The following is an 11,931-nucleotide window of genomic DNA, read 5'->3' on the forward strand; positions in this document are numbered from 1 at the left end:
GGCGGAGGGCAAGGGATAGGCTATGCCATATCCGAAGAGCTCATCCGTCAGGGTGCTCATGTTGCGATACATTATTTCTCCAGCGCCGAAGGCGCAGCGAAACTGTGTGCGTCGGCAAAAGCGGGCGTCCGCGCGAAAAGCTTTCAGGCAGATCTCACCAAGGAGTCGGAAGCAAAGCGCCTTGTCTCGGAAGCTTCATCGTTCCTTGGCGGTATCGATATACTCATCAACAACACCGGAGATCTCGTCGGGCGCAAAACGCTCGCCGATACCGACGCTGCATACATTGCAAAGATCATGGACATCAATGTCAATTCGATGATATATGTTACGCGTGAGGCTGCGTCGCATCTTGTAAAAGCGAACGGTGCATCGATAGTGAACCTTGCGTCGCTCGCAGGGCGGAAGGGCGGTCATCCGGGATCGCTCATCTACTCGACGGCGAAGGGTGCGGTGATAACGTTCACCCGCGCGCTCTCGAACGAACTTGCGCCCAAAGGCGTGCGCGTCAATGCGCTCGCGCCGGGGCTCATTCTCGGCACCCATTTTCACAACACGCATACGACGAAGGAAAGCGCTGACGCTACCATCGCCGGCATTCCCCTTGGACGCGCGGGAACGCCGGAAGATGTTGCCCGTGCGGCGGCATTCCTCGCGGCGGAATACGACGGCTTCATCACCGGCGCCACCATCGATGTGAACGGCGGGGTGTACAGCGCATGAAAATACCGCTCTCGCTTTCCGTGTATGAACACGCGGCGAAGCTTATCGGTGCTGCGCCGTGGGATGCATCGCGCGATCCTGAACTTCTTTTCAAGGCACATGCAAAAGCATACGAACTTTATCGTCATATGCCGGTTGTCGTCGGTATCGACATATACAATCTTGAAGCGGAAGCGTACGGCTGCATCATCGACAATCCCGGCGGTACGGGTATCCCTGCGATAACGGCTCCACTGTTCGCATCGCTCGAAGATGCGCTTGGCCTTACGCCGATATCCGGGAATGAAGGGAGGATACCTTCATTCATCACCGTTGCCGAGCGGCTGAAAAAGCTATTCCCCGAAGCGGACATACGCATGCCGGTAAGCGGACCGTTCTCGATAGCGGTAAATCTCATCGGGATGGAAACGCTCATGATGGCGGCGGTGATAGAGCCGGAAAGAACACGCCGTTTCCTTGATGTCATCGTCGATGGCCAGCTCGCATTCGTTCGCGCCGTTCATGATCGCGGTGTCGGAATAGCGTTCTTTGAATCCGCGGCTGCGCCCCCGCTGCTTTCGCCCGATACGTTCAAAGAAGTGGAGCTTCCCGCATTAAAGCGCGTTATCGGCGGCACGCGTGATATCATCGGGCGAGCGGTGCCCTGCATCATCGGCGGCAATACGGCACCGATAATCCCGCATATGCTCGCCACCGGGACGAATTTCCTCATCTGTCCGGCTGAGACCGACAGGAATATCTTCCTATCAGCGATGGAAGATCATCCGGAAGTGAACGTGCGAGTTAATCTCAACCCGGCGCTCTATACGAGCGGGACGAAGGGAGATATCGCGCGGGAAGTCGATGCCGTCACTGTACTTGCACGCGGGCGGAAGAATATTCTCCTCGGCACCGGCGGCATCCCGTATGAAACCCCGATGGAAAATATTTTGTTCCTGAAAGAATATGCAGCCGCATAGGCGGTATCGATTGAGTGTCCGAACATGGAGCGCAGTATGACCAGCCGTGAACGCGTACAGAAGGCGATCAATTTCGAGGAAGCCGATCGTGTGCCCATCGATCTCGGCGGAACCACCGGCGCATCGGGCATCCATGTCCTCGCGTATGATGCCGTGCAGAAGCATCTGGGCCTTCCTCACGGAACAGTTCGATCGAACGATGCGATGCAGCAGTTGGCGGTCGTTGAGGAGGAGACACGCCGGCGTCTTCACATCGATGTCGTTCAGATATCGAGCGTAACGTTCGCGCGCAAATGGTACGGCTATCCGCTCTATCCGTCATGCGAGGTGCAATTCCCGATAGAACTCCCGCTCACACGCCATGGCGACGAATGGCTGCTCGCCGACGCCGCGGGGAACCGCTTCCGAAAGCCCGATTCATCGTTCTACTTCGATTCCGAGGACGGCATGCATTGGTTCGGTACCGGCGTTCCGCTTACGGATGAATCGCTTCGTCAGCTTGAAACCGATACGAAGAATTTCCATGAGTCCACGGACTATGCGCTTTCCGGCAGGTTCGGCGGCGGTTTTTTTTCATCGAACCCGGAATTCCTCATGTCGCTTGTGACCGAGCCTGAGAAGGTCCATGCATCGCTTGCCAAGCGCTGCGACGATCTCATTAAAAGCGTTTCGCGCGTGAACGATGCGATCGGGAAATATATTTTCTGCATAGTCTGCGCGGACGATTTCGGTGCGCAGGATAATCCTCTCGTGAGCCCCGATACGTTCCGCGAGATGATAGCCCCGCATTACAGACGTTTCTCCGACTGGCTCCATGCGAACACAGACTTGAAGCTATATCTCCATTCCTGCGGAGCGATAATGCCGCTCATGGACGATATCGTCGCCATGGGTGTCGATCTCCTCAACCCGGTGCAGACATCGGCGCGGGGGATGGATCCGGCGGTGCTGAAACAGAAGTATGGGAAGAAGATAGTGTTCTGGGGCGGCGGCTGTGATACGCAGAATATTCTCGGCAAACGCCCGACGGCGGAAGTCATTGCGCATGTGAAAGAGCGGCTCGGCATATTTGCGCCGGGCGGCGGTTTTGTGTTCAATCAGGTGCATGCGATACAGCCGACGGTGAAGCCCGATGATATCTGCGCCGTATTCGATACTGTCTACGAGCACGGGCGCTATCCGATACGATGACAGACGTAATATGATGCACGATAATCGGAATATCATGGACGTAAAAAAATGCTGAGCGTATATACTGTCTTGAAAAGAGAGGTTGTTATGAAAAAAACCATTCTATCGGCCGCTGTCGCAATGGTGTTCAGTATAGCGGCGACACATGCCGAGCCGCTCATTAAGAACGGCGGATTTGAGGATGATGTCAGCGGCAAGCCGCCGGCGGGATGGGTGATGTGGGGTCCGAATGATTTCAAGATCCCGGAGAACTATATTGCGGACATCGCGAATGCGCGGACGGGGAAGACATCATTCAGGATACATCATCCCGCGGACACGCGCGGCTATGTCATAAGCGATCCGCAGGCGAATGCGATACGGCCGAAGAAGGCAAAGAAATATACGGTGACGTTCTGGGCGAAAAGCGATGCAGCAGGGACCGCCGTATTTCGTTTCGGCTCATACAGATCGGTGAACCCGTACATCGACGGTCCGCAGATAAACATTCCCAACGGTATGTTCAATGTCGCCCCGCAATGGAAGCAGTACTCGTTCGCCGTAAGCGAGGGGTTGGAATTCTTCGCCGAATCGTCGGCATTCATTTATATATCGTTCACCGCCGCGTCGAAACCGCAGGAGGCGAGAACGCTCTGGGTCGATGATATCGATGTCGCGGAAAGCGATGCTGCTGCGGCGCTGTCCGGAATGATCGATGACGATTCGCTGCCCTATGATCCGCTTCCGCTGAGAGTGACGCCGGGCGATACGCTGCGCATTGCCGCTGATCTGAAAAAGACGCTTCACCGTGCGAACAGGAATGTCGGCGGTGTATCGTTCCACCGCGTATGCGGCTGGACCGGACATCCCTATGACAAGGAAGGCACGTATACACTATCTTCGGGATCGGAGAGCGGCGTTGCGGATATGCGTCTGCCGCTTACCCGTGTATACGCCGTCGGTGATGAACCGTTCAAGCTCGAGGATTCCATCGATAAATTCGCCGAGGTTCTCGGCCGTGTCAGGATACCGCAGGAGACAACGGTACTCGAATTCGAGGATCAGGGGGCGAACAGGAAACTTCTGCCTGAGGACTGGGTACGCGGCATACGGCATTCGCTCTCAAAAGGGTATGCGTTCAAGTATTGGGAAATAGGCAATGAGACCTATTCAAGCACCTTCATGTCCGACCGGCCGCACGGACAGGCCTTTCCGACGCCGGACGATTATATCAGGCATTTCAATGCGGTGAGCAAAGCGGTGAAGACGGCGCATCCGTCCGGACAGATCGGGATATCGGTGAACATGAACTCGCGCATGTGGGGGAATTATCTGCTTAAGTCGACGGCCGGAAATTATGATTTCATATGCCCGCACTGGTACGGCAGCATCGTCGATAATAATTTCGAGGAAACGGTGCTCGGAGAGAATCACAACAAGCTTTCGCGTATACTGCAGGTGAATGCTTTGCTCGCGGCGTACAACAAAGGGAAGGATGTGTATCAGTACGACACCGAGTGGGGGCTTCATGCCGGCGGGCCGGGCGGGAAACCTGCGGATTACAACAGCAGGAACGCGAATATATTCGGGACCGTGTACCGCGCGGTACGACTTATCTATTATACCCGCGAGAAGATGCTCCGCGGCGCAACATCATGGCAGATGTTCTCGAGGCAGGCGGGCCCCGGCTTCGGTGTACTCTTCATCCCTCCCGATGACGAGAAGCGTTCGATGCTGTACTGGCTCTATTACTACGTTAACCGCTCCGTCGGCGACAATGTGCTCGAGATGAAAGGCACATCGCCGTATGTATCACTCACGAAAGTACGCGTCCCGAACAGTGCAGATGCATCGGCCTCCGTCCCGATGACACCCGCGCTCATTACCGCAAGCGATGACGGCAAGCGCGTGTTCATCATCACGGCGAACGGGTCGTGGACGAAAGATGTCCCCTGTTCGATAACGATAGGCGGTTTTACCGCGGCATCATCGAAAAGCGTGCTCTTGACGCACGGCGATATCGACGGGCATCCGCTGCTCGAAAAAAAGGAAGACTTCGTGAAAGAGCTTGCGCACACGGTCAACGGCGGTGCGGTGTCGTTCATGCTGCCGGCGCATTCGATAGCGTTCATCGTGCTCGATGCGAAATAACATGAAGGCTATTGTGAAGGAGAAGGTATGCTGACAGGGAAACTGCTTAACCCCGAGATCATCGGTACGCTTGCATCATGCGGGCATTTCTCCCGCATGCTCATCGCTGACGGGAATTTTCCGACCGCGACGATGAGCCTCCCCGAGACGAAAAAGGTATACCTTAACCTCATGCCCGGTGTACCGACGGTCACGCAGGTACTCGAGGCGCTCGTGTCGGCGACGGTATTCCAGAGCGCGGTGGTCGTCGCGCCGCCGGAGGAAGAATTCCGTGCCGTGCATGCGGAGTACAAGGCGCTGCTCCCGAGGGACATCCAATGGGAAGAGAAAGAGCGATGGGCGTTCTACAGCGATGTGAAATCAAGTGATACCGCGCTTATCATCGCTACCGGCGATACGAGGCGTTTTGCGAACCTGCTCCTTACGGTCGGCGTACGGCGCATCCCGTGACCATACCGTGATAGTGGACAAGGATATCGTTCTGTTGCACTTCCGAAAAGATCCGATCGAAGGTACATTATAGGCGGCAGAGCCGTATCTCATCAAAGGATGGACCATGACCGACATCATATCGCTTACCGTGCTTGAAGGATCGCTCGCATCGGGGAAATGCACGCTTCGGATGACGCCGAATACGGAGACGATACGTTTTCTCCGGACTTGGCGAGGCATGGAGATACGCCCCGCAACATTTAAATTCGGTGAGAGCGCAGTAAGCTATACTTTCCTTGGCGTCATGAGCGATACGGGCGGGGCGCTCTTTTCGGTACCGCTTCCCGTTACGGAAGCCGCGGTATTCCGCGTGAAGGGCGATGTGCTCACGATATCATCGCCGGTGGCAGTCGAGTATGCCGCATCGAGTGAAGGGCTTGTGCCGCTTCTCCGTGCGTACGGTGAGCGAAATCGTGCGAAGAAGGTCGACACGCCGGTCGTCGGCTGGAATTCATGGGATAATTTCAATGCATCGGTCATGGAACGCGATATCATCGCCAATATGGACGGGATAGAAAAGCTGCCGTGGCTCAGGAAGGAGCTTTCACATATCATCGTCGATGACGGCTGGCAGACGAATTGGGGCGAGTGGAGCGTGAACGGGAAATTCCCGTCGGGTATGGACGGACTTGCGAAGGAGATACACCGCCGCGGTTTCAAGGCGGGGCTCTGGCTCGCGCCGCTCATGGTGGAGCCGGCCGCACCGCTCTATCAGCGTACGCCGGAATGTCTCCTCAAGGACTCACGGGGCAATCCCTATCTCATCAATCTCGGTCATACGCGCACGTTCTACGGGCTCGATGTCTCGGTGAAGAAGTCGCAGGAATTCCTCCGCGATACGTTCCGCCGAGTGCGCGACTGGGGATACGATTATCTCAAGCTTGATTTTCTCTATAATCAAGCCGGTGTGCTCGAAAGCGGTGCGCACGCTGCCGACGCATCATGGAGCACGAATCGACATGTGGCCGAAGCGCTGTCCATTATCCGCGATGCTGTCGGCAAAGACGTGTTCATCCTGGCCTGCAATCCCCTCTATGAGCTCGGCGATGCGAACATCAACGAAGCGCGCATGACCGGTGATATCGCAAGTTTCTGGGAGAACAGCGAACTTGCATTACAGGCGCTTGCGGCGCGGTTTTTCATGCTGAAAACGTGGATGCTCGGTGACCCCGATTTCACCATCGTACGTGTGCCGGGAAAAACGTGGGCGGACGGCGCTGAACGATTCCATGTGCAGATGGCGGCCAATCGTGAGCAGGACCCGAACAGCGGATGGCGGCGCGGCCCCGCTTGGGACGAAGAGGGGATGAAATTCGCGCTTGCCGTCGTGATACTGAGCGGCGGGAGCATCATTCTCGGCGATCACATACCGCAGCTCAATGAGCGCGGACTTTCGTACATAAAAAAGGCCCTCGAATACGGACGCGGCGAGCCGGGGTATCCGCTCGATCTGAACGGGAAACAGTATCTTCCCTGCGTGTTCCGCAATGACAGGCTTATCGCGTTCTTCAATCCGTTCCCCACTCCCCACGTCTTCGATGTCCCGGGCATCCGTGCAGGCAAGGAAATATTCACGGGGGACATGTGCCGTGATATCGTGACAGTGCCGCCGAGAGCGGTACGCATGTTCGAACTGAGATGATGAAAAAACCGCCGATCATTCTTATCACTACCGATCAGCATCGGTTCGACGCCCTCGGGTGCAACGGCAATACGCAGATACGCACACCGCATATCGACGCCCTTGCATGTGACGGGGTCAATTTCACCAATGCCATCGTTCAGAATACGGTATGTATCCCCTCGCGTGCATGCCTTCAGACCGGACGCTATACGCATCAGCACGGCGTGACCTACATGGAACAGGAGATAGATACAACGCCCGGCCTGCCGCCGTGGGAAAAGACGTTCATGGAGCATATGCAGGATAACGGGTATTGCACTGCCGCGACAGGCAAGATACACATGTATCCCGAGAAGGGTTTCCACTATCATGATCTCACCGGCGGCAAAGGGATGCGCTGGACGCAGTCGACCGGTCAGCCGATAGGTCCTGCACCGCTCGGTCCGAATTACGCCGCATGGCTTGAGAAGAAGCGTCCGGGCGCATACGAGGAGATATACAAAGCACGGCGCGCGCAGCCGGACTACAAACGCGCCGGGCTTTTGGAAAATCCCCTCTCGAACGATGAATATGTCGAAACGTGGATAGCCGAGCGATCGATGGATATCATCCGTGAACATGCTGACGAGCCATTCTTCCTCTGGTGCGGTTTCTGCGGCCCGCATGATCCCTGGGACCCGCCGGAACCGTATCGCAGCATGTATCACCCGGAGGACATGACGCTCCCTGACGAATATCCGGGATGGAAGTCGTGGCGAGAGCGATGGGATGAGGCGACACTCCGGAAGATGCGCGCATATTATTGGGGCATGGTAACGTGCATCGATGATCATATCGGGAATATCATCGCTCAGCTGAAACAGCTCACTATCTATGACGATGCGCTTATCATATTCACCACGGATCATGGGGAGTTCATGGGCGAGCGAGCGCGTACCGGCAAGGGGCTTTTCTACGAGAGCATCATACGCGTGCCGTTCATCGTGAAGCCGCCGAGGCCATTGGGAAAAGCGCTGGGGACCATTCCCGATGTCGTCGAGAATTTCCGCCTCGCGCCGACCATACTCGATTACGCAGGCGTTGTCCCGCCCGCATCGATGACGGCAACGACGCTGCGCGGCGCGGTCGAAACGGGTACGGCGGGCGATATGCCGGCGTTCTCGGAATTCGTATCGCACGATAAGAAGACCATAGGGAAGTGCGTTCGTACCCGCGCGCATAAGTACATCGTCTGGCAGCCGGATGGGCGGGAGGAGATGTACGGTCTCGTGAACGATCCGATGGAAAAGGAGAATATCGCCGGGGGTGCGGACTTCGATACGCGTTCACTGCAGGAGTCGCTTCATGCATGGATGTCCCGTACTGAGTGGCGGTGGAATTACTGAACCCCATCGGCTGGTATTTCCGACAAGCAAAAAAGTATTTTATACCAGCGGCATATGCCCGGGAAAATTGACAGCTGCCGCTGCCGGGACTATACTGTAGCTGCCGTATTCGGGAGGCCGATATGAGATATCTCACCGCCGTATTGATGATAGCATCGCTCGCGTTCGGGCAGCGGGGCGTCTGGGATTTTGAGTCCGGCGTCGGGAAATGGCAGTCCTGGGGTACAAAGCCCGGCCTCGATGCGGAGAAGGCCTCGCGTATAGTCGGTATCGAGAAGGCGAATGCTCATGGCGGCACGCAATGCCTTGCCGTTCGCGATGAATTCGATAATGCATCGCCGTATGCGATCGTTAAGGTCGCTGTCGATCCTGCAAAGTCGTATGTGGTGAAAGGATTTATCCGTTCTGATTCTGAACGCACCGCACAGGAATGGATAGGCGTTTCAGCGACAGCCGCAGGGGATAAATTCCTCCGCTGGCTCACGGCGCCGAAATTCGACATCTCATCCGAGTGGAAGGAATTCAAAGTGGTCATAACCGGCCTTCCCGCCGAAACAGCGGAATTGAACATAGCCGTACGGCCTTCGCTTTATACCCCGCAGACATCGACCGGTGTTGTCTATATCGATGATGTGGAATTCTATGCGCAGGAATCGACACCGATCGATATGGCAGGCGCATGCAATCGCGGATTTTCCGACGATGCGGAAGGCGATAATGCCGGCGGCTGGACGGATCAGGGGAAGAACAACCTTTCCGGTATGAAGGCGGGCGTGCTCACCGTGCAGGATGTACCGTTCACGGTCATCGACCCATTGAAGAACGGCGGCAAGTCCGCGCTGGTGATCCGCGCATCCGGAGATTTTTTTGCCGTGAAAGGCGATGTCGCCTGCGGGAAAAATGCTGACTGGATATATCTCCTCCATACAGCAGCATGGGCATCGAGCGGCGGTGCGGTCGGCACCATGACCATCGTCTACGAGGACGGCTCGACGGCCGATGTGAAGTTCACGTCGGGGAACGAGGTCGGCGACTGGTGGGGCGGTAATGCGAAGGAAGCGTTCGGTGTAAAACTTGAGGGTGTGAATCCCGTAAAGTCGCCGGTGTATCTTTTCGCTGCGGGAATTGCGAACCCGAAACCGTCGAAGCAGATAAAGTCGTTATCATTTCGATCGGGGACCGATACCGGCAGGGCGATATGGATGCTGCTCGCGGTCACGCTCGGCAGCGGCGCGAATCTTATCGATATGGGAAAGATCGGCGCGGTCACACGCGATTACTCGAAATGGTTCACCTTCCCGCTCAATCCGAAAAAACAGATGAAGCCCCTCGTCGATCTCTCATCGCTTCTCGATGCGCCCGCGGGGAAACACGGCATGGTACAGTCGAAGAACGGGCATTTCTTTTTCGCTGACGGGAAAGAGGCGCGCTTCTGGGCGGTGAACATTCACTCGGCGAACGCGCTCTTCCCGTCGCATGAGCAGGCCGAGCGCGTCGCGGAAACGCTCGCGCGCAGCGGGATCAATCTCGTGCGATTCCATCTCACGGAATATGTTCTCATCGACCGGACGAAGAGCGACCGCAGTACGTTCATCCCCGATTCCGACGAGAAGTGGGAGCGATTTGACTACATGGTGAAATGCTTCAAGGACAGGGGCATATATATGCTGCTCGATTCGGTGACGGGGCTTTCCGCCCGCGGCTTTACCGATGGCGATGTCCCGAACGGATCGCAGTACGGATCTCATCGGCCGTGGGCGTATTTCGAACCGGCATTCGCCGAACAGGGAAAGGCCTATATCAAAGGGCTACTTACGCATGTGAACAAATATACCGGCAAGGCGCTCAAGGATGAAAGCGCCATCGCCATGCTCATGCTCATCAATGAGCAGACGATGTTCTTCGACTGGAATACCTCGGCGTGGCCCGATCATTATAAGAATCTGCTGAAAAAGAAATTCAACGAATTCCTTCTTGCAGAGCACGGCAGCCGCGATGCGCTTGCGAAAGCATGGACACAGAGCGGCATATGCGGACTGAAGGACGGCGAAGACCCTGCTCAGGGAACGGTGAACCCCGCGACGGTGTGGGATATTACCAGTGAAGGCGATATGCATGCCGAAAAGTCGCCGGTCCGCATACGCGCGACGATCGCGTTCTTTAAGAGCGTGCAGGTCGCCTGGCAGAAGGAGATGCTTGCGTACATCCGTTCCCTCGGCTGCGCGCTCCCGGTCGCCGATTCGAACATCTACTCCGACATCGCGGACCTTGAGACGCAGCGTGATATGGATTACACATCGCAGAACGTGTACTACGATCATGTGCGGCACAATAAGGACGGCTCGCTCTCCATGGAGAATATCCCCGTCGTCGAGCGCAATCCGCTCCAGGGTATCGGCCTTATCGATTCGGCTATCGCCATGGTCAAGATCAATACGCATCCGGTGACGTCCACTGAGAGCGATATGATGTGGCCGCATGAATGGCGGTCAACGTATTTCCTCAACACGTCGACGGCGGCATCGCTACAGGACTGGGATGCGATATACTTCTACTGCTATTTCGGCGGCTTCGGCTACGATTGGGATAAAGCCGACAGCGCGACTGCGGTGATGCAGCCGACGGTGGAGTTCAATGACCCCGCGCTCCTTGCCACCATGCCCAATGCCGCGCTCATGTATCATCGGCGCGACGTAGCCCCGGCGAAGAACCTCGTGCAGGTCGTCTACACCGATGCGGACAAGCTCATCTACCGCGGCGATCCGCGCAACGGCGCGTTCCCGTTCAATTATCTCCCCTACGTATCGCGTGTCGAGGGCGCGTTCGGACGCCCGGACGGACGCCAGCAGGCGACGATATCATCGTCGGAGAAGGGTGATTTTCGTTTCTCACGCATCGAGAACACGAAGTCTTCGCTCGATCTTGCCCGCGAGCTCGATTCGTACCTGAAAAAGAAAGGACTTGTGGCCGACGATCGCGGCATACAGCGTGACAGCCTCGTGAGCGACACCGGCGAAGTGATACACGATTTCGGCAAAGGGCTCCTTATCGTGAATACCCCGCGCACGCAGGGCTTCAGCGGTTTTCCGAAGGATGCCGTCAAGCTCAATGATATCGAGATAACATCGCGTACGCCGTTCACGACAATAGTGGTGAGTTCGCTCGAGAACGCACCGATCGGTACGGCAAAGCGCATACTCCTTACCGTCATTGCACGAGCGGAGAACGACAAGGACAAGATGCAGTATTCCGGTTTCAGTAAAGCACCCAACGGCGCGACACGCGGAGAGCGGCTCATCGTTACGCGCGAGCGTCCCGGGAACGGCACCGTGCGCGTAGAACCGACCGATGCGACCGTGCGCTTTAAAAGCGGCGGAGCGCTCACGATAACGCCGCTTGCGCCCGATATGAGCGCGCTTGCCGCGGC

The 11,931-nt window shown here is 56.5% G+C and carries 8 protein-coding genes; all 8 read left to right on the top strand.

Features of this window, described 5'->3' with window-relative positions:
* Positions 1-723, top strand: a 723-nt coding sequence (locus AABZ39_18350) for an SDR family oxidoreductase (GenBank protein MEK6796744.1), incomplete at its 5' end; no start/stop codon positions are given.
* Positions 720-1,682, top strand: coding sequence for a uroporphyrinogen decarboxylase family protein (locus AABZ39_18355; protein MEK6796745.1), 963 nt, complete (start codon positions 720-722; stop codon positions 1,680-1,682). The genes AABZ39_18350 and AABZ39_18355, both read left to right, overlap by 4 nt.
* A 36-nt stretch (positions 1,683-1,718) precedes the next feature.
* Entirely contained in the window at positions 1,719-2,873 is a 1,155-nt protein-coding gene (locus AABZ39_18360; GenBank protein ID MEK6796746.1) for a uroporphyrinogen decarboxylase family protein, read from the top strand.
* 87 nt (positions 2,874-2,960) lie between these two features.
* On the top strand, positions 2,961-5,003 hold the full coding sequence (locus AABZ39_18365; GenBank protein ID MEK6796747.1) for a hypothetical protein: 2,043 nt from the start codon (positions 2,961-2,963) through the stop codon (positions 5,001-5,003).
* A gap of 27 nt (positions 5,004-5,030) precedes the next feature.
* Complete coding sequence (locus tag AABZ39_18370; protein ID MEK6796748.1) at positions 5,031-5,453, top strand: RbsD/FucU family protein; 423 nt, start codon at positions 5,031-5,033, stop codon at positions 5,451-5,453.
* 106 nt (positions 5,454-5,559) lie between these two features.
* Positions 5,560-7,137 carry a glycoside hydrolase family 36 protein gene (locus AABZ39_18375; protein MEK6796749.1) on the top strand — a complete coding sequence of 526 codons (1,578 nt, stop codon included), beginning with the start codon at positions 5,560-5,562 and terminating at the stop codon, positions 7,135-7,137.
* On the top strand, positions 7,137-8,504 hold the full coding sequence (locus AABZ39_18380) for a sulfatase-like hydrolase/transferase (protein MEK6796750.1): 1,368 nt from the start codon (positions 7,137-7,139) through the stop codon (positions 8,502-8,504). The genes AABZ39_18375 and AABZ39_18380 overlap by 1 nt, the downstream gene beginning before the upstream one ends.
* Before the next feature lie 122 nt (positions 8,505-8,626).
* On the top strand, positions 8,627-11,931 hold a 3,305-nt coding region (locus AABZ39_18385; GenBank protein ID MEK6796751.1), incomplete at its 3' end, for a hypothetical protein.

This window comes from Spirochaetota bacterium, from assembly GCA_038043445.1.
In the GTDB taxonomy this organism is placed as follows: domain Bacteria; phylum Spirochaetota; class Brachyspiria; order Brachyspirales; family JACRPF01; genus JBBTBY01.